The 26364-nt window shown below is 68.5% G+C and carries 26 protein-coding genes; 16 read left to right on the plus strand and 10 right to left on the minus strand.

Translation table 11 applies throughout. From position 1 onward, the window contains the following. Positions 1-124: 124 nt before the first annotated feature. From EJC77_RS08755 to EJC77_RS08770, 4 genes are all read right to left on the minus strand, one after another. Positions 125-1036, minus strand: a complete 912-nt coding sequence (locus tag EJC77_RS08755) for a hypothetical protein (protein WP_125611693.1) — start codon at positions 1034-1036, stop codon at positions 125-127. 101 nt (positions 1037-1137) lie between these two features. Then, positions 1138-2592: a C45 family peptidase gene (locus EJC77_RS21025; protein WP_125611695.1), complete on the minus strand. Its 1455-nt coding sequence runs from the start codon at positions 2590-2592 to the stop codon at positions 1138-1140. Between the two features lie 9 nt (positions 2593-2601). Continuing rightward, positions 2602-3432, minus strand: coding sequence for a polysaccharide deacetylase family protein (locus EJC77_RS08765; protein ID WP_125611697.1), 831 nt, complete (start codon positions 3430-3432; stop codon positions 2602-2604). 79 nt (positions 3433-3511) lie between these two features. Further along, positions 3512-5275: an ABC transporter substrate-binding protein gene (locus tag EJC77_RS08770; protein WP_164520361.1), complete on the minus strand. Its 1764-nt coding sequence runs from the start codon at positions 5273-5275 to the stop codon at positions 3512-3514. A gap of 199 nt (positions 5276-5474) precedes the next feature. On the opposite strand from EJC77_RS08770, the gene EJC77_RS08775 reads away from it, so the two are divergent. Both EJC77_RS08775 and EJC77_RS08780 read left to right on the plus strand, forming a co-directional pair. Then, positions 5475-5933, plus strand: a complete 459-nt coding sequence (locus EJC77_RS08775) for an SRPBCC family protein (RefSeq protein ID WP_125611701.1) — start codon at positions 5475-5477, stop codon at positions 5931-5933. A gap of 44 nt (positions 5934-5977) precedes the next feature. After that, positions 5978-6364 carry a cupin domain-containing protein gene (locus EJC77_RS08780; RefSeq protein ID WP_125611703.1) on the plus strand — a complete coding sequence of 129 codons (387 nt, stop codon included), beginning with the start codon at positions 5978-5980 and terminating at the stop codon, positions 6362-6364. On the opposite strand, the gene EJC77_RS08785 is transcribed toward EJC77_RS08780, so the two are convergent. After that, positions 6348-6953, minus strand: coding sequence for a dihydrofolate reductase family protein (locus EJC77_RS08785; RefSeq protein WP_125611705.1), 606 nt, complete (start codon positions 6951-6953; stop codon positions 6348-6350). The two genes, EJC77_RS08780 and EJC77_RS08785, sit on opposite strands and share 17 nt — an antisense overlap. A gap of 242 nt (positions 6954-7195) precedes the next feature. On the opposite strand from EJC77_RS08785, the gene EJC77_RS20345 reads away from it, so the two are divergent. The 3 genes from EJC77_RS20345 (at position 7196) to EJC77_RS08805 (ending at position 9864) form a co-directional block, all read left to right on the plus strand. After that, a complete protein-coding gene (locus EJC77_RS20345) occupies positions 7196-7351 on the plus strand; it encodes a hypothetical protein (protein ID WP_164520362.1) in 156 nt (51 codons plus the stop codon). A gap of 1188 nt (positions 7352-8539) precedes the next feature. Then, positions 8540-8905 carry a nuclear transport factor 2 family protein gene (locus EJC77_RS08800; RefSeq protein ID WP_125611707.1) on the plus strand — a complete coding sequence of 122 codons (366 nt, stop codon included), beginning with the start codon at positions 8540-8542 and terminating at the stop codon, positions 8903-8905. A 341-nt stretch (positions 8906-9246) separates the two neighbouring features. Next, a complete protein-coding gene (locus tag EJC77_RS08805) occupies positions 9247-9864 on the plus strand; it encodes a DUF998 domain-containing protein (protein WP_205787011.1) in 618 nt (205 codons plus the stop codon). A 108-nt stretch (positions 9865-9972) separates the two neighbouring features. Here EJC77_RS08805 and EJC77_RS08810 read toward each other — a convergent pair whose 3' ends face one another. The 4 genes from EJC77_RS08810 to EJC77_RS08825 form a co-directional block, all read right to left on the minus strand. Then, on the minus strand, positions 9973-11373 hold the full coding sequence (locus EJC77_RS08810) for an NAD-dependent succinate-semialdehyde dehydrogenase (protein WP_125611711.1): 1401 nt from the start codon (positions 11371-11373) through the stop codon (positions 9973-9975). 133 nt (positions 11374-11506) lie between these two features. Next, positions 11507-12076: a dihydrofolate reductase family protein gene (locus EJC77_RS08815; protein ID WP_125611713.1), complete on the minus strand. Its 570-nt coding sequence runs from the start codon at positions 12074-12076 to the stop codon at positions 11507-11509. A 7-nt stretch (positions 12077-12083) separates the two neighbouring features. After that, entirely contained in the window at positions 12084-12704 is a 621-nt protein-coding gene (locus tag EJC77_RS08820) for an L-threonylcarbamoyladenylate synthase (protein ID WP_125611715.1), read from the minus strand. A 48-nt stretch (positions 12705-12752) separates the two neighbouring features. Further along, positions 12753-13094, minus strand: coding sequence for a hypothetical protein (locus EJC77_RS08825; RefSeq protein ID WP_125611717.1), 342 nt, complete (start codon positions 13092-13094; stop codon positions 12753-12755). 208 nt (positions 13095-13302) lie between these two features. On the opposite strand from EJC77_RS08825, the gene EJC77_RS08830 reads away from it, so the two are divergent. Further along, positions 13303-15498 carry a transglycosylase domain-containing protein gene (locus tag EJC77_RS08830; RefSeq protein ID WP_125611719.1) on the plus strand — a complete coding sequence of 732 codons (2196 nt, stop codon included), beginning with the start codon at positions 13303-13305 and terminating at the stop codon, positions 15496-15498. A 119-nt stretch (positions 15499-15617) separates the two neighbouring features. Here the strand turns inward: EJC77_RS08830 and EJC77_RS08835 are convergent, their stop codons facing one another. Continuing rightward, complete coding sequence (locus tag EJC77_RS08835) at positions 15618-17354, minus strand: MFS transporter (RefSeq protein ID WP_125611721.1); 1737 nt, start codon at positions 17352-17354, stop codon at positions 15618-15620. A gap of 154 nt (positions 17355-17508) precedes the next feature. On the opposite strand from EJC77_RS08835, the gene EJC77_RS08840 reads away from it, so the two are divergent. The 10 genes from EJC77_RS08840 to EJC77_RS08885 all read left to right on the plus strand — a co-directional run bounded on the left by EJC77_RS08840 (position 17509) and on the right by EJC77_RS08885 (position 26316). Next, positions 17509-18432: an ABC transporter ATP-binding protein gene (locus EJC77_RS08840; protein ID WP_125611723.1), complete on the plus strand. Its 924-nt coding sequence runs from the start codon at positions 17509-17511 to the stop codon at positions 18430-18432. After that, positions 18429-19940, plus strand: coding sequence for a hypothetical protein (locus tag EJC77_RS08845; RefSeq protein ID WP_125611725.1), 1512 nt, complete (start codon positions 18429-18431; stop codon positions 19938-19940). Before EJC77_RS08840 ends, EJC77_RS08845 begins: the two co-directional genes overlap by 4 nt. Positions 19941-20062: 122 nt before the next feature. Next, positions 20063-20365, plus strand: coding sequence for an urease subunit gamma (locus EJC77_RS08850; RefSeq protein ID WP_125611727.1), 303 nt, complete (start codon positions 20063-20065; stop codon positions 20363-20365). A 32-nt stretch (positions 20366-20397) separates the two neighbouring features. Continuing rightward, complete coding sequence (locus EJC77_RS08855) at positions 20398-20745, plus strand: urease subunit beta (protein WP_125611729.1); 348 nt, start codon at positions 20398-20400, stop codon at positions 20743-20745. Then, on the plus strand, positions 20742-22454 hold the full coding sequence (ureC, locus tag EJC77_RS08860; RefSeq protein ID WP_125611731.1) for an urease subunit alpha: 1713 nt from the start codon (positions 20742-20744) through the stop codon (positions 22452-22454). Before EJC77_RS08855 ends, ureC begins: the two co-directional genes overlap by 4 nt. 16 nt (positions 22455-22470) lie before the next feature. Further along, positions 22471-22965, plus strand: coding sequence for an urease accessory protein UreE (gene ureE, locus EJC77_RS08865; protein WP_125611733.1), 495 nt, complete (start codon positions 22471-22473; stop codon positions 22963-22965). Position 22966: 1 nt separating this feature from the next. Then, positions 22967-23683, plus strand: coding sequence for an urease accessory protein UreF (locus EJC77_RS08870; RefSeq protein ID WP_240630010.1), 717 nt, complete (start codon positions 22967-22969; stop codon positions 23681-23683). A 109-nt stretch (positions 23684-23792) separates the two neighbouring features. Next, complete coding sequence (ureG, locus tag EJC77_RS08875; RefSeq protein ID WP_125611737.1) at positions 23793-24407, plus strand: urease accessory protein UreG; 615 nt, start codon at positions 23793-23795, stop codon at positions 24405-24407. Beyond that, on the plus strand, positions 24404-25285 hold the full coding sequence (locus tag EJC77_RS08880; protein ID WP_338069469.1) for an urease accessory protein UreD: 882 nt from the start codon (positions 24404-24406) through the stop codon (positions 25283-25285). The genes ureG and EJC77_RS08880 overlap by 4 nt, the downstream gene beginning before the upstream one ends. Further along, positions 25285-26316: a HoxN/HupN/NixA family nickel/cobalt transporter gene (locus EJC77_RS08885; protein WP_125611739.1), complete on the plus strand. Its 1032-nt coding sequence runs from the start codon at positions 25285-25287 to the stop codon at positions 26314-26316. Before EJC77_RS08880 ends, EJC77_RS08885 begins: the two co-directional genes overlap by 1 nt. Positions 26317-26364 lie beyond the last annotated feature (48 nt).

Below are 26364 nucleotides of genomic sequence, written 5' to 3' on the forward strand. Positions count from 1 at the left end.
GCGGCAACCGCGCCCTGTGCTACAAAATCAGTCGCCCTCTTGTGCCGAACCGACTGCGTGGAAATCCGCGTTAGGGAAAGCATGGGCCCACCAGGAGGGCATGGCAAGCGTTACGGAGGTGGCGTCAGCCGCGTGCTTCCCGGGAGAAGACTTCGCCCAGTTCCGGCGGGACATTGATCGAGGGGCGGTGGGCGTCGTCGAACGCCGTGATGGCAATGATGTCCGTGCGGTCCCACCAGTAGAGGTGCGGGCTGAGGGGTCGCGGTTCCCGCGCATATTGCCGTAGGCTCGCGGCGAGCATCGCGGCTCCGTCGGCCTGGGTGGTCCCGTCCCCGATCAAGTGGATGTTCAGGGCCGTGGACGCCGGCGCGGACAGCAATGCCCCAAAGGGGCCGGGCACGAAGCCCAGCCGCCCAGCGAGTTCATTCGGATAGGCGAGCCAGCTGCCCTGGAACACGGAGTCGGATTCAAGGGCGAAGTACGATCCGCCACCCAGGACCACCTGTTCGGGCCTTCCGGGACCGGATTCCAGCAGGTTTGCCCGGGCCGTGGCCCACAGGACGTCCCGATCGACCCGGGCCACGTCGCTGTCGCGGAGGTACGCCACACTCGTGGACGAGTCAACGACGATGGCCAGGTCAAGGTCCGCCACGGACCTGCGATACGTGAAGTGCTCCTGGGGGCTGTCCGCCATGAGGTCCGGCGGGCACAGCTTCACCTTGCACCGGGCCAGCAGCTCGGCCACCGCCAGTTCGGAGGGGCTCGCTTCCTGCAGGGCAGCCACCATCTGCGCGAAGTGGTCACGGATGACCGTGTGCCACCGCCGTTCGGGTACGGCGGCCAGCCTCCGGTGGACATTGTCGAGACCGAACTCCAGGCCATGACCGTCCTTGAGGACGTCTCCGAACGCCTGCGTGCGAATGCCGTGTCTGGCCAGCGCCTCGACCGAAAGACGGCGCAGGCGCTCGGCCTGCCGGACAGTCAACGACGGGAAGAAAGCGTCATGTTCCTTCGAACGGTTGGAGCGAATTCCCATCGGACAATTCCGTTCCTGTCGGTTGGAGCGATGGTCGGAAGCTGCTAGGCGCCAGTTTAGTAGGCCATGTCAATCACCGGAACGGCCGAACGCGGGGGTCCTCAGCTTTCGAGCTCGAGTTCCGGCGGCGCCCCTTCGTCAGGAAGGCCAGGTACACGGCACCCACGCCGACCTAGACCAGGCCCACCGTGAAGGACTCCGCGGACAGGCTGGTTCACAGCCACCGCGACACCAGGATGAACAGCACCCCGCCGCACCGCGTCACCAACATGATGGTCCGCGGGATGGTCCGCTCCGCGTTCCTCGTCTCCTCCGCCAGCGAGGCGACCGAGTCGAAGCCCAGGAACGAATGGCACAGGATGGCTGCGCCGGCGAAGATCACGCCGGCGCCCGGCCCTGTCCGGCAATCGTGTCAACCAGGCCGAACGGGCGGCCAGGAAGGCCGAGTAGTCGACGGCGTGGCGCTGGACCTGGCAGGGGCTGCCCTCGGTCAGGTGCAGGACGCGGCTCTCCAGGTCCATGACCACAGACATCGCCGTGATCCACTGGGATGCTTCCGGGTGGCGTTCGTCCGGATGGCAGCAGATGGACCCCGGCGCATCCGTATGGTCCCGCAGCGCCGCATCAAGTGACCGAATCGTGGCGGGTGCCGCAGCCTCGACCACCAGGTCCCGCATGCGGCCCAACCGGACGTAGCTGTCCGCCATGGCCACGGGAGCCAGGTCGTGGCCACCGGTGACGGGGCCCAAGAAGTGGTTGGTGTGGGCCAGTGCGCCGCGGTCGGGGATCAGCGGGCTGACGGTCCGGGCGTCGCCCGGGGCGGTCTCGATGTTCAGCACGGCGCCGCCGGGCGCCCCGACCAGGTAGTTGCCCGAGGACGCCCGGCCATGGGCGGACAGCGTCTCGAGCACGTCGTAGACATGGTGGGCGTCGGCGAGGGCCCGGATCATCAGGTGGAACGGCACCCCGCCGGCGCCGCCGTCGAGCGAGCTTACCAGCGTGTTGACGGCCACGCCGACGCCTTCGGCGTTCACCATGGTCTTGGCCAGCAACCCGGCCTCGACGATCGTGACGAAGTTCGGCGCGTCGTCGCGCTCCACCTCCAGCACCACCACCGAGTCCAGGCCGTGCAGCAGCCAGTCCCAGTTCTGACCCACGTAGGTGTTCCCCGATGCGGTCCGGGACGGCATGAGAGCGAACGAGCTGCACTCCCCGCCCGGCGTCGGGGCAACGGCGCCGGCGCGCGCCACGACGGCCGACCACAGGATCTCCGTGCGGCAGTTCATGGCAAAGACGTCGGCAAAGGGCAGCCCCGCGCCCTCCGCGATGCTGCGGATCTCGTCCACCAGCTCCGGGAACGCCGCCTTGGACGCGGCCAGGTGCCGCTCGGCCAGGGCAATGGCCTGCGGCCAGGCGATCCCGGACGCGGCAAAGGACCGCTCGTAGCCGTTGCGGGCATGGTGCACCCGCTCGCGGGCCTGGGCGCCGTATTGGCGGCCACGTTCGCTGGGAGTGCCGCTGACGCGGATGCGGGGAAAAGTCGTCGTGATGTTCATGGGATTCTCCTACTGGCCCTTCGGCTCATTCTCGGGCTCACTCCTGGCCGTGTTCTTGGCTACCAGGCGTGCGGTCTCGCGGGCGGTGCCGATCCACGCCCCGCCGGTGGCGAGTTCGCCCAGCACGGCGTCCAGCATGGCCAGCCGGGACGGGCGGCCGATGATCATCGGATGCATGGTGAGCATGACGTGCCCGCCCAGGGCGGCGATGCCACGGATCTCGGGCAGCCACACGTCCAGCACCTCCCGGGGGGATCGGATGGTCTTCTCCCACGTGTCGTTGGCGAACCAGAAATGCGGGGCGTCATCGAGGATCCAGGACACCGGCAGTTCCACCAGGTCGTGGCCGGCATGCCGGTACGGGACGATGTCGTTGAGCAGGTTGGAGCTGTACTCGAAGCCGCGGGACTGCAGCAGATCGAGGGTGTGCGCGCTGAAGTCCCAGGACGGCGAGCGGTAGCCGACGACGTCGGCGCCCAGCGCGCGCAAGGCGGCCAGGCCGTCGTCGAGCTCGGCCTGTTCCTGCTCCAGGGTGAGCAGCGTCGGGGAGGTGTGCGAGTGGCCGTGGTGGGCGATCTCGTGGCCGGCGGCCAGGATCCGCAACACCGCGGCCGGGTGGCGGGCGGCGTCCCTGCCGCAGGTGAAGAACGTCGCCGTGATGCCGTGCTTCTCGAGCAGATCCAGGATCAGCGGCACGCCCACCTTCGGGCCGTACGCGCCCTGGGACAGGACGCCGGGGCTGTGGGCGTTGGCCGGGTTCTCCCCGATCCACACCTCCTCGGCGTCGAAGTCGAAGCTGACGGTGGCCCCGTGGGTGCGCCCGTCGGGCCATTGGAACATGCCCTCTCCCTCCTGCGGAGGCGCCCCGAACGGGCGCCTGCGGTTGAGAGACCATTCTCCGGGCCGGGACGGCACCGCGTCATGGGTCAAATGGCGTATTCCCCGCTTGCCGGCCCGGGCGCACCCACGGGGGCGTGCGCAGGTGCGCCTCGGCGTAGGGGGCCGGGGCCAGGGCGCGGTGGCGCCCGTCCTGGACCTGCAGCACCAGCTGGGCCTGGCCGAACGACGGGTCGGCCGTCTGGTCCGGGTAGCTCAGCGACGTCTGGTTCCGCGGGGAGAAGATGTAGCTGCCGTTCACGCCGCGGTGCCGCGTCTGGCGCAGCGCGTCCAGGGTCCCGGCAATGTCCCGGGTGTCGGCGGAGGACCGCCACGCCGAGGCCAGGATGTGCGCCATGTCGTACCCCAGCCCGGCCTGCGACAGCCCGGGGGAGCTGCCGTACCGGCGGGCGTACTCCGCCACGAAGTCCTTGCCGAACGAATCCGGGTACGTGCCCGAGACCGTCGACCACACGAGACCCTCGGCGCGCTCGCCGACGAGCTGCTCGAAGACCGGGATGGACGGGGCGTAGATGCAGTAGATGAGCGAGTTGCTGCCGGTGTCCAGCAACTGTCCGAATGCGTCGGCCAGCCGGCGGGGAAGGAATTCGCTGACCACGATCACCGACGGATCGCGGGCCACCACCTGCCGGGCCAGGTCGCCGTACGCACCGGGCGCGTCGGGCGCCGGGTCGACCGAGAGCACCCGCCAGCCGCGCCCGTGCAGGAGGGCGAGCGTGGGATCGTCGGCGACCTGGCCGGCGTCGGCCGGGGTCTCGATGAAGGAGATGGTCCGCGCCGCGCAGAGCTCCGGCTTGTCCGCCTCCAGCAAGTCGAGGAAGCGGACGATGCCCGTCCCGTAGTTGGTTTCCGTGGGCACGCACTGGAACACGTTGCGGTACCGGCCCGGGTTCGCGTCCGTGGCCAGCACCTGCCGCTGGGACGTCATGGTGTGGATGACGGGGATGGCCAGGTGCGCCGCCTCGTCCAGCGCCGTCGCCTCGTCGAACACGTACGACATCATGACGGCGTCGGCGTCCAGTGCCCGGATCCGGGCAAACGTCTCCTGGATGCCGTTCCGGGAGTAGATGTTCGAGTCGACGGTGAACGGATCGATGCGGCGGCCACGGATCCCGCCCCTGCGGTTGAGCTCCTCGACGGCCAGCAGCGCCCCGCGCAGCGACTGCAACCCGTCGTCGGCGGCGGCGCCTGACTGCGGGTACGCCAGCACGAGCCGGATGGGCGAGGCGCCGGTGGCGTCCGGGAGGGCCCGGCCGGTGCCCGGTTCCAGCTCGAGCGCGGCGATGGCCAGCGCCGCGCAGTCCTCTGGTGGCGCGGAGAGGGGCAGCTTCAGCCAGCCGTTCTGGGCGGCCAGGACACTGGCGGCCGTGCGGCTGATGGCACCCAGCTTGGCCCGGATGGTCTCCACCTGGGTCGAGACGGTGCGCGGACTGGTGAACAGGTACCGGGCGATGGCCGGATTCGAATGCCCTGCCGCCAGCAGGGTCAGCACCTCCATCTCGCGGCTGGTCAGCTGGTGCGGGGCGGTTGCGAGCGTGCATTCGACCACGGTCAGCCGGCTGGGCCCGTGGACGTCCTTGGCCAACGTGACCCGGGCCATCCGCCGGCTGGCGGGCAGGTCGAGGAAGAACGACAACCGGTCATTGCCCGTGCCCCACAACCTGTGCGCGTACTCGAGGATCCGGGTGGTGTCCAGCAGCTCCGCGTAGAGCGACGCCGGATCGACGGGTTCCGGCGGCGGCTGCGGGCCGACCACCACGAAACGCACCGCGGTGTTGGGCTCCACCATCACGTCCTTTGCTCGCTATCGACCGTGAGCGGCAGTTGTCCTGCCGCACTGGGGGAATCTTACCGGTCGCGCGGGGACGCGGCGCCTGCCCGGCCATGCGGAGTGGGTAGAGCCGGAGTTTGCCGTGCGGGCGGTTCATCAAGCGCCCGGCATGTGACGACTATCACCCAATCTTTCAATCGCCTACGATGGGCATATGTCAACTTTCTCCGTCACCCGAAACGTCCTGATCCCGGCGCCGGCCGGGGCCGTGTACCGGCTGGTCATTGATTTCCACGAATGGACCAAATGGTCGCCCTGGGAAAATCTCGACAGCACCATGAAGCGTGAATATTCGGGGAGTGAATCGGGCGTCGGTGCCAGGTACTCCTGGAACGGAAACCGCAAGGCCGGTTCCGGGACCATGGAGATCGCCGGCGTCTCGGAGCCCGACCGCATCGACATCCGTCTTGAATTCACAAGGCCCATGAAAGCCGTCAACCCCACCACATTCACTTTTGTCCCCGAGGGGGACGGCACCCGTGTCACGTGGACGATGACCGGGGAATCGAAGGGAATCGGGAGGGTCTTTGCCATGTTCATGAATATGGATAAGATGGTGGGCGGCGATTTCGAGAAGGGCCTGGCGGCGTTGTCTGCGGCGGCCGCGGCGTAGGCATTGCCACCACCCGAACCATCCCAGACCCAGGAGGGCACCGCATGGGCGCCGACATCACCGCATCCAACCATCTGACCCCCGGCCTGCCGCTGGACGTCAATGCGCTGCCACTGCACCATGGGGCCGTTGCCGCCGGCCAGGTCGCCGGCGGTGCGCCGACGACGGCCGCCCTGGAACTGGGGGTTTTCGGCGGTCTGGAGTTCGGCGCGTGGGAGATGGGTGCCGGAGCCATGTTCGACGTCGAGGCAGACGAGGTTTTCATCGTCACCGCGGGCGCGGCAACCGTCCGCATCGAGGCGTTCGGAGATTCGCCGGAAACGACCGTCGTGCTGGCGGCGGGTTCGCTCATGCGCCTGTCCGCCGGCATGCGCACCGAATGGACCGTCACGGACACGCTGCGGAAGCTCTACCTCACCCCGGAACGGTAGGCCTCCGGTACACCAGGTGGGTCACGTGCGGGGTCTGCCGGACAGACACAGGCTCCAGCGTCAGCTGGGGCGACACCGGGAACAGCCGCTCACCGACGCCGACCGTGATCGGCACCACGTGCAGTCGCAGCTCGTCGATGAGCCCGGCGGCCAAGTACTGGTTGATGGTGGACGCACCGCCGGCGATCGCCACGTCCTGGTCGCCGGCCGCGGCGCGCGCCCGCGCCAAGGCGGAGTCGATTCCGTCGGTGACGAACTCGAACGTCGTCCCGCCGTCCATGGCGACGGTGTCCCGAGGGCGGTGCGCCAGCACGAACACCGGGGCGTGGTATGGCGGGTTCGGGCCCCACCAGCCTCGCCAGTCCAGGTCCCAGGCGCTGCGGTCGGGACCGAACATGTTCCGGCCCATGACGTAGGCCCCTGCGGATGTCAGTGCGGCCACTTCAGCGGCGTTCTCATCCGCGTGGTCGAACATCCACGTGTGCAGCCGTCCGTCGATGCCGTCACCGAATGGCTTCTCGCGGGTCTGGTTGGGGCCGGCGGCGAAGCCGTCCAGCGAAATGGCGATACCTGCGGTCACGATGCCCATGGGTTTCCGCCTTCCGTCCCCTGAAGTGAACAGCGCCCACGCTAGCAATGCACGGCTTCGCCGCACAAGGGTTCCGCCGGACCGAGTGGGCCGGATTCCCACCGGGCACTTTCCCACCGCCGTCGCAGGAGCATGATGGAACCACCGGTCGCCGCCGCCTTCTACACCGAACTGTTCGGGTGGGACATTGTCGACGCCGGAGAGGAGGTGGGCATCGGTCCGAAGCCCGAGGGCCCGGATCTATGCCGTCGACCTGGAGCACCCACCTGTTCGTTGACAGCGCCTCCGACAGCCCGTTCGGGCGCATGGCCATCATCGCGGCACCGCAGGGGGAGATTCTCGGCCTGCTGCAGCCGCCGGAAACCCCGATGCCCGTGATCGCCACCGGGCGCCGGTAGAACCGGGAGGCCGACGACGACGGCGACCCGCCTGCGCGACGTGGGTCGCCGTCGTCGGGTCTCACGCATTGGTGGGGCTTGCGCCGTCCACGATCCTATTCTGAGAATGACTGGGGGCCGCCCGCGCCATCGGTTGGCAGGCGACAGTCCCCGCTCTACCGAGTCGTCTCGGCGGCTCGGTAATCGGTGAGTGGCCAGCCGGCCCAACGTGGTCAATGCAACAAGTGTCCCCGGGCACAGTACGGGCCAGCGCCTGACGCAAATTTGGGGGGGGATCGCCGATGCAGAATCGTGGGCCTCTGCGTGGTTCACCACGCCGTACCGACGAGTCGTGTATGTGGGTGGAACGGGAATGTCGCCGCAGTGGCAGGCTGAACAGGTCAGGGCCATGGCCGACGGTGGGGGCCTATTCAAACCTCTCGCGGCATTTCTTTCCGTTGAGCGTTCCCGCTTCGTGTGACTGCGCGCGCGGGGGACCTATGCGGACTTGAGCCAGGCTTGAAGTGCTTCGCGGACTACTTTACTGCGCTACTTTACTGCGGGTTGAATGCTCCTTTTCGGCACGCTGAGAGAGGGCGGCGCTAAGTTCCGGGTCCAACCGGATCGCTGCAATCTCAGCAATTTCAGAACCAATTCGGGGACGCCCGCGTTTCTTGAGGGCCGCCACGTCATACCCGGCCGCGGCCTCGTCGACTCACCGGCCGATCTGCGCGTCAGTGACCGGCTTGCCGTTCATCATTTCGTTTTCACTCATTGCTGCTGCTCCTCTCATGGCAGTAAGTCCAGATACTCGGCCTGTGCCTTCATTGCGTGGATGACCAGTTCCCTCCCGCTGTCGAAGGTGAGAACCACCGTCTCCAGCAGCTGGCCTGTGTTGTTGAATCCGAATCGTTGCTGAATCCCAATCGTGGTTCCCGTCCGGGGTTTTCCACGTCCAAATCACGTCCAAGTCAATGGCTACCAGGTACTCGGTCGCCGCCAGCATCGCGTCTTCGGCGCGACTGCCCGGCGTCCTCGGGGTGGGCGAGGAGGGTATTGAGATGCCGGCGGCCACCGCACACCTCCAACGTGAGGTTGATCGGGCAACCCGAGCGCCAAGAGTATAGTCCAGGTACCCGCAACTACGGCGTTGGAGGAAATCATGAGTCGGGCAAACCTCATCCCGGAGCCATCCCAGGAGGCCACGTGATGTCAGAGAACAAGAAAACGGTCGAGAGGTACATCGACGGTTTCAACAAGTCCGATCACGGGCAGGTCCTGTCGTGTCTGACCGACGACATCCAGTGGACGGTGTTCGGGGCCTACCGGCTCAGCGGCAAGGAAGCCTACGACAACGAAATCGAGAACCCGGCCTTCGCCGGCAGCCCCGCGCTCACCATCACGCGGATGGTTGAAGAGAACGGCGTCGTGATGGCGGAACTGACCGGCGAGGTACGCCGCGCCAGCGGTGAACTCATGAAGATGGCCATGGGCGAAGTCTTCATCATGCGCGACGCCAAGATCGCTGAACGCCGCGCCTACGTCATCGAGCTCAAGGAGAACGACTACATGTGACCACACCACGGGTTCGGCCGCCGGGGCCCAGTTGCACCGGCAGGACGGCGTCGATCACGGCAAGACCGGCGGGAGCCGAGCCTCGGGCCGGGTACGGATGGCAAGTACCCATCCAGGATGGCACTGCGTGGGATAATCGGTGTGGGCCGCGTCGGGATTCTTCGGATCGCGCCGCGGGCCGGAAGAGAGCCGTGATGGCCGACAATCATCCACATCCCAAGGAACCGAGCCGCCACGGTGTGACGTCGGGCCCGTCCCTACCGGCCGCCGCCCGGGCCTCGCCGGAACGCGGCGGATTCGATGGCGCGTCCCGTTCCCCGGGGATTGTGCGGCTGCTGGCCGTGATCGCCGTCGCCGAACTGGCGTTCACCGCCGCGTACTGGATCGAGGGCTTCACCCGGCCTGGCTACAACTGGCCGGCGGAGTCCATGAGCCTGCTCAGTCTCGGCCCGGGCGGATGGATGATGCAAATCAACTGCGTGGCACTGGGGGTGCTGAGCCTGGGGGCGGCTCTCGTGTGGCGGAGGATTCTGCGGCCCGGACGAGCGGCGGCGGCCTTCCCGATCTGCCAGGCGCTGCTCGGGATCGGCCTGCTCGGCATCGGGCTCTTCTCCCAAGACCCGACAGCGGCGTATCCACCCGGCGGCCAGGTGCCGGTCATCCCCAGCCTGCACGGCGATCTGCACAATGTGTTCGCCGGAATCGCGGTCACGGCCATCGCGGTGTCGGCTTTCGCACTGGCCAGGCGCCTCGCGGTCGAACCCGGTTGGGGCGCACCCTGGGCGGCCTATGCGGTGGCCACCGGGATCATGACCGTCGGCTTCATGACCGGCTTTGGGGTAGCAGGTGGCCAGGGCGGGTTCGCCGGCCTGTTCGAGCGTCTGGCCATCGGCGTTGGCCTCCCGCTGCTCGGCGCCGTCGTCACCGCCCGACTGCTCTGGCAGGCCCGCGGCCGTTGACGCGCACGGGCCCACGCCCCCCGGTCGAGCTGGAACGGTTCCCGGGTGCCGGATGAAGGCCCCAACCTGGACAGGGGCCTTCATCCGGCAAGTGGGACGGCGTGGGGATTACTCGCCGATGTAGAACAGGCGCTTGTTGACGAACTCGTCCATGCCCAGCGGGCCCAGCTCGCGGCCGAAACCGGAGCGCTTGACACCGCCGAACGGCATGTCGGCGCCCTCGCCGGCGTACGCGTTCACGTTAGACATGCCCGTTTCCAGGCGCTCGGCCACCTTGCGGGCGCGTGCCTCGTCGGTGCTGAACACGGCGCCGCCGAGCCCGTAGGGGGTGTCGTTGGCCAACGCGAGCGCCTCGTCGTCGCTGGTCACCTTGTAGACCACGGCAACCGGGCCGAACAGCTCCTCGTAGTAGGCGCGCATCTCCTTGGTGACCCCGGAGAGCACGGCCGGCTCGATATATGCGGCCGGGCCGTCCATCAGGCGGCCACCGGCGTGCAGCGTGGCGCCCTTGTCAACGGCGTCCTGCAGCTGGGCGGCCAGGCCCTCGGCCGCGACCCGCGAGGACAGCGGGGCGAACGTGCCCTCCGCCTCCTCGGACGGGCTGCCCGGGACCAGGCCCTGGGCCTGGTTCGCGAGCTCGCCGACGAACTCGTCGAAGATGTCGTCCATGACGATCATGCGCTTGTTGGAGTTGCAGGCCTGGCCGGTGTTCTCCATGCGCACGCCCCACGCGTCGGCCGCGGCGGCCTTCACGTCGGCGGCATCGAGGATCACGTACGGGTCGGAGCCGCCCAGTTCCAGCACGGCCTTCTTCAGGTTGCGTCCGGCGATCTCACCGATCTTCGACCCGGCCCGCTCGGAGCCGGTCAGCGACACGCCCTGGAGGCGCGGGTCGGCGATGATGTCGGCGATCTGGTCGTGCGTGGCGAACAGGTTGATGTAGGTGCCGGCCGGCACGCCGGCGTCGTCCATGATCGACTGGATGGCCAGTGCGGACTTCGGGCACGACTCGGCGTGCTTGAGGATGATGGTGTTGCCCAGCATCAGGTTGGGCGCGGCAAAGCGGGCCACCTGGTAGTACGGGTAGTTCCACGGCATGATGCCCAGCAGCGGCCCGACCGGAAGCTTCTGGATCACGGCCCGGCCGCCGCCGATCGGCGTGATCGGCTGGTCCGCGGCCAACTCGGGGCCGTTCGTGGCAAAGTACTCGAAGATGTCCTCGCAGAACTCGGCCTCACCCTTGGCCTGGGAGGCCGGCTTGCCCATCTCCTCGGTGATGATGGCGCCCAGCTCGGCGGCACGTTCGCCGAAGAGCTGGCCGACGCGTGCGACGATCTTGGCGCGGTCGGCGATCGGCACTTCCTTCCACAGTGCATAGGCCTGGTGGGAGGACTCCAATGCGGCCTGGATCTCCGCGTCGGTGGCGGTGGGGAACGTCTGCACAACTTCGCCGGTGGCAGGGTTCAACACGCGGTAGCCCAATGGCTGAGATGCGGCGGTGGTGGTCACGGCCGTGCTCCTTACGTGGTCGTCGGATCGGCGGACGCTCAGTGTCGCGCCGGTTACACCCTCATCATGTCGCGAAGTTGCCCCAGCATGAAATCACCACGCGGAAATTGGTGTTCCGCGCGGATTCCACCGGTCAGTGCCGCCGCTCCCCGCCCAATCCGTAGTGCAGGTGGACAGTTCCGTTGGAAAAACGTTGTTCATCGAACAGTTGCAAATTCAGCCGGACACCCTGCGGCAGCCACGGCGTGCCGCCGCCGACGATGACGGGACAGACGAATACATGCACGTCGTCCACCAGGCCGGCCGCGAGCGCCTGTCCGGCGAGCCCCGGCCCGCTGACGGACACGTTCGCCGCCGCGGACTCCACGAGGCCGGCGACGAGAGCCGGGTCGAAGCGCCGCTCCAGGCGGGTGCGAGCCGTGGCCACGGACGGCAGCGTCGTCGAGAACACCACCTTGTCGGCGGCGCGCCAGATCCGCCCGAAGTCCCGCGCGACCGCCGGCTGCCCGTCGTCGTCCATCGTCTCCCAGGCGCTCATCACCTGGTACATGCGCCGACCGTACAGGTGCGTGCCGATGCCGCGTACCAGGTCGTTGACGAACGCGTGCACCTGCGCGTCGGGGGCGCTCCAGTCGAAGCTGCCGTCAGCGTCCGCGACGTAGCCGTCCAGCGACGTGATGGCCGCGTACACGAGCCTGCCCATGGCGCCCCTATTCAAACCGGGACGGGTCGCCGGCGCCGCGGCGAACCACCTCGGCCTCGCCGCTGGAAAAGTCGACGACGGTGGTCGGCTCGGTGCCGCAGTCACCGGAATCGACGACGGCGTCAACCACGTGGTCAAGCCGCTCCTTGATCTCCCAGCCCTGCGTCAACGGCTCCTCCTCGTCGGGCAGCAGCAGCGTGCTGGAGAGCAGCGGCTCACCGAGTTCGGCCAGCAGCGCCTGCGTGGTGCGGTGGTCGGGGATGCGCACGCCGACGGTCTTCTTCTTCGGGTGCAGCATGCGCCGCGGCACCTCGCGGGTGGCGGGCAGGATGAACGTGTAGCTGCCGGGCGTGACCGCCTTGATGGCGCGGAACACGTCGTTGTCGACCATGACGAACTGGCCCAACTGGGCGAAGTCGCGGCACACCAGGGTGAAGTGGTGCTTGTCCGTCAGTGCCCTGATGCCGCGAATCCGGTCCAGCGCGTCCCGGTTGCCCATTTGCGCCCCGAGTGCGTAGCACGAGTCCGTCGGGTAGGCGACCAGGCCGCCGGCGCGGATCAGCTCGACGACCTTGCCGATGGTGCGCGGCTGCGGGTCGTGCGGATGGACATCGAAAAACCTGGCCATGTGGCCTCCTTGCGCTCACGCCGCCGGGCCGGCACGCCCGGTGCCGGGCTATTCGTGGTGGACGAGTTCGTGATGCACGGCGGACAAATAGACCTCATTGCCCTCCACCCGTTCCACGTCGGCCAGGCTCACATACCTGGCGCCACGGCCCGTCACGCGCAGGTAGCCGTGCCGGAACAGGCGCAGGGCCACCACCTCGGGGACCTTCGGGCTCGGCCCGAAGATGGCATTCAACGTGAGGTTGATGACGTCCTGTGGCGACGCCGCCGCGCGCTCCTCGAAGGCCGCGGCCCGCGGGTTCGCCGGCTCCACCTGGCTCACCTGGCCGACCGGGTTTCCGTGCGCGTCCAACACCCGCATGCCCTTGGTGACGCTCTCGAAATTGATCATCGTGCCAACCTCCTCGTGCCTGATAAATGCACTATAGCCACCCATCCCGAAAAACACTCAAGACTTGCCGGGAACGGCGAACCGGTGGCCGCTCGGTGGCGTCCGCGCATCCAGCACCCAGCTTTCTCCCAAGCTCGTTTGGCATAGTCCAACACGGCACCGCCGACGGCAGACGGGCCAACGCGAGTTGAAGGGTGCTATTTCGATCATGGCGGACAGATCCACAGGACCACTCGGGTTGGGCGCCACGGCGCGCCGGTTCCTGCAGCTTTTCGCCGTTTGCGGCCTGTGCGGGGTACTGGTAGCGGCGCTCTTCGTGCCAGCCGTTGCCGTGGTCGGCGTGACGGCCTCGGACACCTCGAACCTGCTCAACACCCTGCCGGACACTTTGACCGTCACGCCGCCCGCCCAGGCGACGAAGGTGCTGGCGAACGACGGCTCGGTCATTGCGTCGTTCTATTCGCAGAACCGCCAGGAAATACAGCTGGCGGACATGTCCCCGTACATCAAGAACGGGATCGTCGCCATCGAGGACGCCCGGTTCTATGAACACGGCGGCATCGACCCGACGGGCATCCTGCGCGCGCTGGCCGCCACGGTGAGCGGCGGCCGCGAGGGCGCCTCCACCATCACCCAGCAGTACGTGAACAACGTCATCATCGAACAGCTCGTCGCCGAGGGCAAGGGCGACCAGGCGAAGCTCGGCAGCCAGAAGACCCTCGTGGACAAGCTGAAGGAGATGAAGCTGGCCATCGGGATGGAGCAGAAATACTCGAAGGACCAGATCCTGCAGGGTTACCTGAACATCATCTACTTCGGCAACGGCGCCTACGGCATCCAGGCGGCCGCCAAACTGTACTTCAACGTCTCCGCCAAGGACCTCACCCTGCCCCAGGCAGCCGCCCTGGCCGGCGTGGTGAACAGCCCCGGCTACTACGACCCGTTGACGCAGCCGGCGCACGTGATCGCCCGGCGCAACGACGTCCTGGCGAAGATGCTCCAGCAGGGCAAGATCACCACGGCCCAGGAGAAGCAGGCCGCCGCCGCGCCGCTGGCCCTGCACGTGAACAAGCAGGCCCAGGGCTGCGTGGCCGCCAGCACGGCCCCGTACTTCTGCGACTACATCCAGCAGCTGGTCCTCAACGACCCGGCCTACGGTGCCACGGTCGATGCCCGCACCAAGTTCCTGTACCAGGGCGGGCTGACCATCCGGACCACGCTGGACCCAAAACTGCAGGCCGTGGCGCAGCAGCAGGTCGATTCGACCATGGGCGCCACCGACCCGCTGCAGCGCGGCGCCGCCCTGGTCAGCGTCCAGCCGGGCACCGGCAAGGTGCTCACCATGGCGCAGAACACGAAATACAACCCGGCCGCGGCGCCCGGGAACTACATGGGCAACTTCGCGCTGCCGGTCAATGACGTCAACGGGCAGCCGCTGCACGGATCCGGCGGGTTCCAGATCGGGTCCACGTTCAAACCGTTCGTGTTCGCCGAATGGCTCAGGACAGGGCACTCGATGATGACGCCCATCAATGGCGCCGTGCGGCTCTACCCGTGGGGATACCCGTGGCAGAACTCCTGCGGCGTGACCACCGGCGCGTACGATCCGGCGCTGCCCGACTCGCACCTGCTGCCCAATGACGAGCCGAACTACTACTTCGAGCAGAGCGCCATGGAAGGCCTGTACAACTCGATCAACACGGTCACCTTCCAGACGGCCACCCAGCTGGACTTCTGCAACATCCAAAAGATGGCCACGGCCGCCGGGATCCTGGACGGCAAAACGAACAAGCCCTATGACCTGTCCGCAATCGCCAACCTGATCGGCACGCAGGATGTGGCCCCCATCAACATGGCCACGGCGTTCGCCACCTTCGCCAGCGGCGGCATCCGGTGCGAGCCGATCGCCCTGGCATCCATCACGGACGGCACCGGCAAGTCCTACCCGGTGCCGAGTGCGAACTGCCAGCGCACCATGAGCCAGGACGTGGCCGCCGGGGTCACCTACGCGCTGAAGAATGTGCTGACGCGCGGCTCCGGGTACAAGATCCCGGTGGACAAGTCCACCGACATCTTCGCCAAGACCGGGACCAGTGACGGGAACATCGAGACCTGGACGGTTGGCGCGACGTCGGGCATCGCCACGGCCTCCTGGTTCGGTAGCTACCAGGGCAACGACGCCAACTGGGTCAACCAGGACATCATGATCAACGGCCGGTTCTACACGGTGGTTGACGGCGCCGACCTGGCCGGCGGGCAGTGGGCAGCCCTCATGAACGCCGCGGGCGGCACCTACCCGGGCCAGTCGTTCGCGCAACCGCCAGCGTCCATGCTGGCCAACACCCCGCCGCTGGTCGCGTCCCCGAACGGGCCGACCCCGGTCCAGTCGAGCCCCGGCGGATAGGCCGATCCCGGCCCGGTGATTGAGCCCGTCGAAATCCCGGTGATTGAGCGCGTCGAAATCACCTCGGGTCTCGACAAGCTCGACCACCGACAAGCTCGACCACCGCACCCGAGAACTCGCTATTTGGCACCCGCCGACTTGCCGTCGTCGTACGCATACTTGCCGCCGCGCAGGGCGGAGGCGACGGCGGCGACCAGACAGGCCAGGATGGCGAAGCCGAACGCGACGGCCAACCCGTCGGCGAACGGGCCGGAGATCAGGGTGGGGAAGAACCCACGTCCGGTCAGGTACGCCGCGTCGGACGGCGGCAGGCCCGCCAGCACCTGCGGCCCCAGCAGCGTCTGGACCGGGTTGTAGCCCAGCAGCGAGGCGAACAGCACCGCCACGGGCGGCAGCGCGGCCACGCGGCCGGCGTCGGCGGGGGAGACCCCGTGGGCGGTCAGGCCCGTCATGAGCGTGTGCGGCAGCGTCGCGGCCAGGCCCGTGAGCATGAGCGAGAAGAAGATGCCGATCGAGAGCACCATGGCCGAGTTCTGGAACGTGGTGCTCATGCCCGCCCCCACACCGCGCCGGTCCGGCGGCAGCGAATTCATGATGCCGGCCCGGTTCGGCGCCGCGAACAGGCCCATGCCCAGGCCGTTGAGCAGCAGCGCCAGCGCGAACGTCCAGAACTCGAAGTCGACCGGCAGCAGCAACAGCCAGCCGAAGCTGAGCGCCGCGACGACCATGCCCCCGGTGGCCAGCAGGCGGGTCCCGTGCCGGTCCGACAGCCAGCCGGAGAGCGGCCCGGCCACCAGGAACCCCAGCGTCAGCGGCAGCATGTAGATCCCGGCCCACAGCGGCGTCGACGCGAAATCGTAGCCGTGCCGCGGCAGCCAGATGCCCTGCAGCCAGATGATCAGGATGAACATCAGCCCGCCGCGCCCGATCCCCGACAGCAGGCTGGCCAGGTTGCCGGCCGTGAACGCCCGGATACGGAACAGCGCCAGGTGGAACATCGGCTCGGGCACGCGCGACTCGACCACGCAGAACAGCAACAGCACCGCGACGCCGCCGACCAGCGCCGCCAGCACCCACGGGTTCGTCCAGCCCATGGTGTGCCCGCCGTAGGGCTGGATGCCGTACGTGATGCCGACCAGCACGGCCACCAGGCCCACCGCGAACGTGACGTTGCCCGGCCAGTCGGGCTTCGCCGGCGCCCGCACGCCCGTGTCGTGCAGGCTCAGGTACGCCCATACCGTGCCGGCCACGCCCACGGGCACCGAGACGAGGAACACCAGGCGCCAGTCGATGGGTCCCAGCAGGCCGCCGATCACCAGGCCCAGGAACGATCCGGCGATTCCGGCCACCTGGTTCAGGCCCAGCGCCAGGCCGCGCTCATGGACGCCGAAAACATCCGTGATGATGGCGTTCGAGTTCGCCATCAGCATCGCCCCGCCCACGCCCTGCAGGATGCGCATGACGATCAGCCACAGGACCCCGGCCGTGCCCTGCAGCCACGTCACCGACAGCAGCACCGAAAACACCGTGAACACGGCGAAACCGGCGTTGTACATCCGGATCCGGCCGAACATGTCGCCAAGCTTGCCGAACGTGACCACCAGGACGGCCGTGACGACCATGTAGCCCATGATCAGCCACAGCAGCAGGCTCGTGTTGCCGGGGGCCAGGGGGTTGATGCCGACGCCGCGGAAGATGTCCGGCAGCGCGATGAGCAGGATCGAGGAGTTGATGGTGGCCATCAGCATGCCGAGCGTCGTATTGGACAGCACGACCCACTTGTAGTGCGGCCCCGCCGCCCGCGGCCGGTGGCGACGTTCGCGTTGTTGTCGCTGGGCGTTCCTGGAGAGCACCATGGGCCCGTGACCCCCTTCCGGCGGACCGTGCGTCGCGGCCCTGGGGAACGAAAACGGTTACCTTCGTCAACTATTCACACTAGACCCCTGGAGCGCGCGGGAGTCTGTGAAAACCCCCTTAACAGTGCGGGCGCCCGGGGGTAGCGTCACCATCATGAACGACGTCATCGAGACCCGCGGGCTGGTCAAGCGGTTCGGTACGGTCACCGCGCTGGACGGCCTGGATCTGGTCGTTGCCGCCGGTCAAATCCATGGGTTCCTCGGCCCGAATGGGGCCGGGAAGTCCACCACCATCCGCATCCTGCTCGGCCTGGCACGCGGCGACGCCGGCACGGCCACCGTCTTCGGCGCCCATCCCTGGACCGACGCCGTCGCCCTCCACCGCCGGATCGCATACGTGCCCGGCGACGTGAGCCTGTGGCCGAACCTCACCGGGGGAGAGGCCATCGACCTGGTCAGCCGGTTGCGCGGCGGCACGGCCGACAAACCCGGCTACGCCGCCCGGAAGGCCCGGCTCATGGAGGCGTTCGAGCTCGACCCGGCGAAGAAGGGGCGCACCTACTCGAAGGGCAACCGGCAAAAGGTCGCGCTCGTCGCCGCGTTCGCCACCGAGGCGCAGTTGTACATCCTGGACGAGCCGACCAGCGGCCTGGACCCGCTGATGGGGGCCGTGTTCGAGCAGGAGATCGGCCGTGTCGCCGCGGCCGGGGCGACCGTGCTGCTCTCCAGCCACATCCTCTCCGAGGTGGAGCAACTGTGCGGGAAGGTCAGCATCATCCGGGCCGGCCAATGCGTGGAAACGGGGACCCTCGACTCGCTGCGGCACCTGACCCGCACCGAGGTGTCGTTCGCCGCCGACGGGCTGGGCCCGGCCCAGCTGGCCGCCATCCCGGCCGCCCACGACGTGAGCGTCAGCGGCGGGCGCGTGCGGTTCACGGCGGACAGCGACCAATTGAACGCCGTGCTGCCCGTGCTGGCCACGCTCAACGTCGCCGGGCTGACCATCAACCCGCCGTCCCTCGAGGAGCTGTTCCTGCGCCACTACGGCGACGGCGCGGCTCCGGGGGGCGCGTCATGAACACCGTCGGCATCCTGTTGCGCCAGCGGCTGCGGCGCGACCGCTGGCAGCTGGCCGCGTGGGTCCTGGGCGTCGGGCTGCTGGCCCTGTTCGCCGCGGCCGCCATCGCCCAGACGTTTGGCAACGACGCCGACCGGGCACAGATCCTGGCCCTGGCCATCGCCACGCCGGCCATCCTCATGCTGCGCGGGCTGCCCGAGGGCAGCCCGGTCGGCGCGTTCACGTACTTCTCTGTCTTCGCGTTCCTGGCCCTGCTGGCCACGCTCATCCACGGCGCCATCGCCAACATCCTCATGGCCCTGGCGGTGACGGTCGGGTTCATCATTGGAAAGCTCGACGCCGGCGGGAGCCTGTGCGCGGGCGTCGCCGTGGGTGCCGTCGGGTTGTCCTTCCTCGGCGTCGGGTTGGTTGCCGCCCAGTTCATGCGTACCTCGCGCGGCGCCAACGGCACGGCCGCCGCACTGGTGGTCGCGGCGTACATCGTCCGGGGGATCGGTGACGCCGCATCCACCGCGGGTAGCGACCCGCTCCACCGCGTCGCCGGCTGGCCGAGTTGGCTGTCCCCGATCGGTTGGGGCCAGCAGACGGGTGCCTTCGTGCGGAACAACTACGCGCCGCTGGCCATCAACGTTTCTTTCGCGGCCGCCTGCGCCGCCGCGGTGTTCGCCCTGCAGGCGCGCCGGGACACGGGGGCCAGCATGCTGCCGGTCCGGGCCGGACGTGCGGATGCCAGGGCCTCGCTGCGAACGTCGCTGGCCCTGGGCTGGCGGCTGCAGTGGCCGTCCATCGCCGGCTGGAGTGCGGCCGGCGCGGCCACCGGCCTGTTGGCGGGGTCGCTGGCGAACATCCTGCAGGCGGCCGGCGGCGGCAATACCTCGCTGCTCAACGCCGTCAGGTCGATCGTGCCCGGCACCACCCAGACGCCCACCCAGCTGATCATCGCCGCCATGTTCAGCGTCGTCGGTGTCCTGGCGGCCGCCTGCGCCACGCAGGCGGTGATCCGGCTGCGCCAAGAAGAGGTCCGCGGCACGGCCGAGGCGGTGCTGGCGGCCCCGGTGCACCGGGTGCGCTGGTTCGCCGACTACCTGGTACTCGGGCTGGTCGCCGTCGTGCTGGTGCTGCTGGCCGCCGGGGTCGCGTCGGCCGCGTCGGGACTGGCCGCCGGCGCCGGCGGCACGGTCGTGGGTGACTCGTTCGCCGCCGCCGCGGCCCAGCTGCCAGCGGCCCTCGTGTACCTGGCCGTCGTGTCGCTGCTGTTCGTGCTGGTGCCGGAGGCCACCGTGGCGGCGGGCTGGGGCCTGCTGGTGCTCGGCATGATCCTCGGCATCTACGGCGGCATGGTGGGCCTGCCCCAGTGGGCGCGCAACATCTCCCCGTTCCAGCACACGCCCGTCCCGTTCGGCGTCAACACGCAGTGGGCCGGGGGGATCTGGATGCTCGTCATCGCGGCCGTGGTCGTCGCCGCGGCGACGCTGTTGATGGGCCGGCGCCCGCTGCATAGCGGGTAGCCGCCGACCTCCGCCCGGCGTCTGATAATCTAGCGCTATCCACGGACCTCCCGGCCCATTCTCTGGCCGGTTGCAGATAACGGGTGGACACATATTATCCGTTGGGCACTGAGGAGTTCTTGATGCATTTGACGCCCCGTGAGCAAGAGAAGCTCATGATTGTCGTGGCCGCCGACCTGGCCCGCCGGCGGCAGCAGCGCCGGCTGAAGCTGAACCATCCCGAGGCCGTGGCCATCCTCACCTACGAGCTGATCGAGGGCGCCCGCGACGGGCGCACCGTGGCCGACCTGATGAGCTACGGCAGCACCATCCTGTCCCGGGCCGACGTCATGGACGGCGTGGCCGACATGATCAAGGACGTCCAGGTCGAGGCCACGTTCCCGGACGGCACCAAGCTCGTCACCGTCCACAACCCCATCCGCTGAACAGGCCCACCGAACAAGGGAGCGTCCCGATCATGAAACCCGGCGAATATGTTCTTCGGACGGAACCGGTCAGCTGCAATGCCGGTCTCATCCCGCAGTCGCTGCGGGTCGTCAACCGCGGCGACCGGCCCATCCAGGTCGGCTCGCACTATCATTTCGCGGAGGTCAACGATGCGCTCGAGTTCGATCGCGACGCCGCGTACGGCTTCCGGCTGGACATCCCCGCCGGCACGGCCGTGCGCTTCGAACCGGGGGACGCCAAAACCGTGAACCTGATCGCCCTGTCCGGCAGCCGCGAGGTGTACGGGCTGCGAAACCGCGTCAATGGCCCGCTGCACGCCTCGCGCGGGCTCGTCCGGCTGGAGGATGACACCAAATGAGCTTTGAGCTGAGCCGCAAGCAATACGCGGACCTGTACGGGCCCACCACGGGCGACGCCGTCCGGCTGGCCGACACCGAGCTGTTCGCCCAGATCGAGCACGACCGCACGAACTACGGCGAGGAGGTCGTGTTCGGCGGCGGCAAGGTGATCCGCGACGGGATGGGCCAGAACGGGTTGAAGGTCCGGGACGAGGACATCCCCGACACCGTCATCACGAACGCCATCGTGTTCGACTACACCGGCATCTACAAGGCGGACGTGGCACTGCGCGACGGGCACATCTTCAAGATCGGCAAGGCCGGCAACCCGCAGATCTCCGCCGGCGTGAACATCACCATCGGTGCCGCCACGGACATCATCGCCGGCGAGGGGAAGATCCTCACGGCCGGCGGCATCGACACGCACGTGCACTTCGTCAGCCCGGACCAGGTCCCGGTCGCGCTGGCGTCCGGGGTCACCACGCTGATCGGCGGCGGGACCGGCCCGTCGGAGGCCAGCAAGGCCACCACGGTCACCCCCGGTCCCTGGCACATCTCCCGCATGCTGCAGGCCGTGGACAACCTGCCGATCAACATCGGCCTCCTCGGCAAGGGCCACGCCGGCGCCATGGAACCGCTGGCCGAGCAGATCCGGGCCGGCGCCATCGGGCTGAAGGTCCACGAGGACTGGGGCGCCACCACCTCCTCCATCGACATGTCCCTGCGCGTCGCCGACGAATACGACGTGCAGGTCGCCATCCACTCCGACACGCTCAACGAGTGTGGCTTCGTCGAGGACACCATCGCGGCCATCGCCGGCCGGGTCATCCACACATTCCACACCGAGGGCGCCGGCGGCGGGCACGCCCCGGACATCATCAAGATCGCCAGCCTTCCGAACGTGCTGCCCGCGTCGACGAACCCCACACTGCCGTACACCGTCAACACGATCGACGAGCACCTGGACATGCTGATGGTCTGCCACCACCTCAGCCCGGACATCCCCGAGGACGTGGCGTTCGCCGACTCGCGCATCCGCAAGGAAACCATCGCCGCCGAGGACGTGCTGCACGATCTGGGCGTGTTTTCCATCACCAGCTCCGACGCGCAGGCCATGGGCCGGGTCGGGGAGGTGGTGTTGCGCACGTGGCAGGTCGCCGACGCCATGAAGCGCCAGCGCGGCAAGTACGACGACGACCCCGAAGCGGGCGACAATGCGCGGCTGAAGCGGTTCATCGCCAAATACACGATCAACCCGGCCATCGCGCACGGCATCGCCGATTCGGTGGGCAGTGTCGAGGAAGGCAAGTTCGCCGACCTGGTGCTGTGGGACCCCATGTTCTTCGGCGTGAAACCCGAGCTGGTGCTCAAGGGCGGGCAGATGGTCATGAGCATCATGGGCGACCCCAACGGCTCCATCCCGACACCGCAACCACGCACGCTGCGCGGCAATTTCGGTGCCCTGGGCTCGGCCGTCCACTCATCCTCCATCACGTTCCTCTCACAGGCGGCCATCGACGACGGCGTGCCGGGGCGGCTCGGCCTGCGCCGCGAGTGCCGGCCCGTGCACGGCATCCGCAACCTGACGAAGGCGGACATGGTACTGAACGGCGAGACGCCGGAACTTCTCGTCGACCCCGAGACGTACGAGGTCCGGGTGGACGGGACCGTCATCACCGCCGAGCCGTCCGCCGTGCTGCCCATGGCGCAGCGCTACTTCCTCTTCTAGACCCGAAAGGGGTCCCATGATCATCGAGTCCATCCTCGGCAACAAGCATGAGCCGGCGACGGCCGAATTCGACCCCGCCGGCCTGGCCGGGCTGCACGAGGAACGCGTCGTGCTGCCCTCGGCCGAACTGGTCAAGCGCATCCAGCGCGTCACGACCGACCACGGCCGGGAACTGGGCATCCGGCTCACCGGGGACGCCGTGGCCGACCTGCGCGACGGCGACGTGCTGTACCGCGACGCCACCGACGTGATCGTCGTGGCCGTCGAGGCCACCGACGTGCTCGTCATCGCCCCGCGCACCATCACCGAAATGGGCGTCGTGGCGCACAACCTGGGCAACCGGCACATGCAGGCCCAGTTCTTCGAACCCGAGTCCGAGTACGGGGCCGCCGTGATGGTGCTCGCCTACGACCACACGGTCGAGGACTACCTGCGCCATGTCGGGGTCCCGTATTCGCGCCAGGACCGCGTCATGCCCGTGCCGTTCCGGCACGCCGGGCACACCCACTAGCGTGGCCGGCACACCCGTCGCCGGGGCACCCGCCCAGGCCCCGCCGTCGTACGCGCTGGCGCTGGCGCAACTGTGCGACTCCGCGCTGCCCACCGGCGCCTTCAGCCACTCGTTCGGACTGGAGCGCCACCTGGCCCGTGGGCTGGTGCACGACGAGGCGTCGTTCACCGACTGGCTGGTCCAATTCATCCGGATCCAGTTGTGCCACAGCGACGGGTTCGCCATCCGGCTCGTCGTCGAGGCGGCCGACGCGGCGGAACTGTACCGGGTGGACCGGATGCTGGCGGCCGCCACGCTGCCGCGCCAGGTGCGTCGGGCCGCGGCGACCATGGGCGCGCGCATGCTGCAGATCGCCGCCACGGTGTGCCCCGGCCCCGAGCTGGACGGATACGCCGCCCAGGTCGCCGCCGGCCACTGCGCCGGCCACCCCGCCGTGCCGTTCGCGATCGTCGGCAGGAGCCTGGGCGTGCCGCTGCCGGAACTGTTGGCCGGGTACCTGTTCGCGACCGTGACCCAGCTGACACAGAACGCCATCCGCGGCATCCCGATCGGCCAGAACGCCGGCCAGCGCGTGCTGCGCGCCGTCCACCCGGAGGTGGCCGGCGCGGTCATGCGCATCCAGACCCTGGCGCCCGAGGACTTCGGCGTGAGTGCGCCGGGTCTCGAGATCGCCCAAATGCAACACGAACGGCAACGGGCACGCATGTTCATGTCCTGATTTCGGCAGGCTCAACCACCGGGGTCTCGACAGGCTCGACCACCGGTGGTCGAGCTCAGTCACCGGTGGTCGAGCCTGTCGAGACCAACAATCCCACGAAGGAGCACCCATGAAACCCATCAGGATCGGCATCGGCGGACCGGTCGGCGCCGGGAAGACCCAACTTGTCGAGCGGCTCACGCGCGCGCTCGACGGGGAAATCTCGATGGCCGCCATCACGAACGACATCTACACGATCGAGGACGCGAAGATCCTGGCCGCCAACGGCGTGCTGCCGCTGGACCGGATCATCGGCATCGAGACCGGCGGCTGCCCGCACACGGCCATCCGCGAGGACACGTCCATGAACGAGGCCGCCGTCGCGGAACTCGAGGCCCGGCACCCGGACCTGCAGGTCATCTTCATCGAATCCGGCGGCGACAACCTGTCCGCCACGTTCAGCCCGGAGCTGGTCGACTTCTCCATCTACATCATCGACGTCGCGCAGGGGGAGAAGATCCCGCGCAAGGCCGGCCAGGGCATGATCAAATCGGACCTGTTCATCATCAACAAGACCGACCTGGCCCCGTATGTGGGCGCCGACCTCTCCGTGATGGAGGCGGACTCGCGCGAGTTCCGCGGCAGCAGGCCGTTCTGCTTCACGAATTTGAAGACCGACGACGGCCTGCCGCAGGTGATCGCCTGGCTCAAGCACGACGTCCTGATGCTCGACCTGGCGCAGTGACGGCACCCGTTGACGACCGGCCCGCGGGCGCCCCGTCCGCGGGCGTCCTGGGCGCCACGCCGGACCTGGCCGGCGAACTGGACCTGGCCATCGGCGTGCGCGGGGACCGGTCGATCGCCACGGCCCAGTTCCACCAGGGCGCGTTGCGGGTGCTGCGACCGCACTACCTCGACGACTCCGGGCAGGTCTGCTACGCCGTCGTGAACCCCGGCGGCGGGTACCTCGGCGGGGACCGGTACCGGATCACGGTCGACGTCGCGGCCGGGGCACGCCTGCTGTTCACCACCCAGTCGGCCACGAAGGTGTACCGCACCCCGGGCAGCCGGGCCGAGCAGCACGTGCACGTGCGCCTTGGTCCGGGCAGTGCCCTGGAATCCGTGCCGGACCAGCTCATCGCGTACCGCGACGCCTCCTACACCCAGGTGACGACCGTCGACATGGACCCGACGGCGTCGGTCGTGTTGGCCGAGGTCGTCACACCGGGCTGGGCACCGGACGGCGGGCTGTTCCGCTACGACGAGATCAGGCTCCGCAACGAGATCAGTGTCGGCGGCCGGTTGACCGTCCTGGACAACCTGCTGCTGCGTCCCGACGCGGGGTTGTCGGGCATGTGCTCGCTCGAGCGGTACACGCACGTCGGGTCGCTGCTCGTCATGGATTCGCGTGTCGACGCCGCACTGGTGGACGAGTTGCACGACCTGCTCGGCCCGATGGACCCGGACGGGCAGCTGGGCCTGACCCTGCTGGACGGGCCGGGCGTGGCCCTGCGGGCCTTGGCGAACGCCACGGAACCGCTGGACGCCATGATCCGCGCCGCGGTCGACCTGTTGCGCCGGCGCTGGCATGGGCAGGGACCCCTGAATTTGAGGAAGTACTGATGACCAGCGTGGCCCGCACCCGCTATCTGGAACGCGAAGGGCTTCCCCTGGCGCACCGCATCGGTGCCACGTTCGGCGCCGTCGCCCTGCTGCATCTGGTTGTGGCGGCCCTGCTGGTGTACTCGCTGTTCACCGACGCCCACCCGCTGGCGCTCGGGCTGATCGTCACCGCCTACCTGGCCGGCGTGAAGCACAGCTACGACTGGGACCACATCGCGGCCATCGACAATTCGAGCCGGAAATTCGCCGCCGCCGGACGGTCGCCGGTCAGTGTCGGATTCGCGTTCAGCTTGGGACACAGTTCCGTGGTGATGCTGGCCGGGGTGCTGGTGGTCAGCGGGGCCGGGATCATGGCCACGGTGCTCTCCGATGGGTCGGCGGCCCACACGGCCCTGTCCGTGTTCGGCGCGGGCGTCTCGGCACTGTTCCTGCTGACCATCGGACTGTTCAACGGGGCGTCTTTCCGACGGGCCAATGTCCTCTTCCGCCGGGTGCGCAACGGCGGGACGGTGGCCGAGGACGAGCTGGCGCCGACCGGCGTCGTCGCCCGACTGCTGGACAAGCCGTTGTCCCGGGTCAGGCGCCCCCGCGACATCTTCGTGCTCGGTTTCCTGTTCGGGCTGGGATTCGACACCGCGTCGACCATCGCCTTCCTGCTGTTGACCGCCTCCGCGGCGCTGGCCGGCATCTCACCCGTGGCCCTGTTGGCCCTGCCAATCTCGTTCGCTGCCGCCATGACACTGTGCGATACGGCCAACGGCATGGCCATGATGCGCATGTACCGGTCCGCGCTGGCCAAACCGGCCCGCCGCCTTGGTTTCAACATGGTGGTGACGGGGATGTCGGCCACGTCGGCCCTGTTCATCTCGCTGCTGACCATTGCCGGCCTGCTGCACCAGCTGCTCGGCCGCACCGACCCGGTCACCACCTGGCTGGCCGGGCTGGACCTGGGCCACGCCGGGCTGTTGCTCGTGGCGCTGTTCCTGGCCGTGTGGGGTGTCGCGGCGCTTTCGTGGCGCCGTCGCCGCTGACCGGTCGGTGGCCACCGGGGCCTGTCCCAACTGTGACGCAGTAGATGC

The organism is Specibacter cremeus (assembly GCF_003946885.1).
GTDB classification, from domain to species: Bacteria; Actinomycetota; Actinomycetes; order Actinomycetales; family Micrococcaceae; genus Specibacter; species Specibacter cremeus.

Coding starts and splice junctions, on each gene's coding strand:
- EJC77_RS08755 (WP_125611693.1), bottom strand. CDS start 1,036: ATGGGAATTCGCTCCAACCGTTCGAAGGAACATGACGCTTTCTTCCCG.
- EJC77_RS21025 (WP_125611695.1), bottom strand. CDS start 2,592: ATGAACATCACGACGACTTTTCCCCGCATCCGCGTCAGCGGCACTCCC.
- EJC77_RS08765 (WP_125611697.1), bottom strand. CDS start 3,432: ATGTTCCAATGGCCCGACGGGCGCACCCACGGGGCCACCGTCAGCTTC.
- EJC77_RS08775 (WP_125611701.1), top strand. CDS start 5,475: ATGTCAACTTTCTCCGTCACCCGAAACGTCCTGATCCCGGCGCCGGCC.
- EJC77_RS08780 (WP_125611703.1), top strand. CDS start 5,978: ATGGGCGCCGACATCACCGCATCCAACCATCTGACCCCCGGCCTGCCG.
- EJC77_RS08785 (WP_125611705.1), bottom strand. CDS start 6,953: ATGGGCATCGTGACCGCAGGTATCGCCATTTCGCTGGACGGCTTCGCC.
- EJC77_RS20345 (WP_164520362.1), top strand. CDS start 7,196: ATGCCGTCGACCTGGAGCACCCACCTGTTCGTTGACAGCGCCTCCGAC.
- EJC77_RS08800 (WP_125611707.1), top strand. CDS start 8,540: ATGTCAGAGAACAAGAAAACGGTCGAGAGGTACATCGACGGTTTCAAC.
- EJC77_RS08815 (WP_125611713.1), bottom strand. CDS start 12,076: ATGGGCAGGCTCGTGTACGCGGCCATCACGTCGCTGGACGGCTACGTC.
- EJC77_RS08820 (WP_125611715.1), bottom strand. CDS start 12,704: ATGGCCAGGTTTTTCGATGTCCATCCGCACGACCCGCAGCCGCGCACC.
- EJC77_RS08825 (WP_125611717.1), bottom strand. CDS start 13,094: ATGATCAATTTCGAGAGCGTCACCAAGGGCATGCGGGTGTTGGACGCG.
- EJC77_RS08830 (WP_125611719.1), top strand. CDS start 13,303: ATGGCGGACAGATCCACAGGACCACTCGGGTTGGGCGCCACGGCGCGC.
- EJC77_RS08835 (WP_125611721.1), bottom strand. CDS start 17,354: ATGGTGCTCTCCAGGAACGCCCAGCGACAACAACGCGAACGTCGCCAC.
- EJC77_RS08840 (WP_125611723.1), top strand. CDS start 17,509: ATGAACGACGTCATCGAGACCCGCGGGCTGGTCAAGCGGTTCGGTACG.
- EJC77_RS08845 (WP_125611725.1), top strand. CDS start 18,429: ATGAACACCGTCGGCATCCTGTTGCGCCAGCGGCTGCGGCGCGACCGC.
- EJC77_RS08850 (WP_125611727.1), top strand. CDS start 20,063: ATGCATTTGACGCCCCGTGAGCAAGAGAAGCTCATGATTGTCGTGGCC.
- EJC77_RS08855 (WP_125611729.1), top strand. CDS start 20,398: ATGAAACCCGGCGAATATGTTCTTCGGACGGAACCGGTCAGCTGCAAT.
- ureC (WP_125611731.1), top strand. CDS start 20,742: ATGAGCTTTGAGCTGAGCCGCAAGCAATACGCGGACCTGTACGGGCCC.
- ureE (WP_125611733.1), top strand. CDS start 22,471: ATGATCATCGAGTCCATCCTCGGCAACAAGCATGAGCCGGCGACGGCC.
- ureG (WP_125611737.1), top strand. CDS start 23,793: ATGAAACCCATCAGGATCGGCATCGGCGGACCGGTCGGCGCCGGGAAG.
- EJC77_RS08885 (WP_125611739.1), top strand. CDS start 25,285: ATGACCAGCGTGGCCCGCACCCGCTATCTGGAACGCGAAGGGCTTCCC.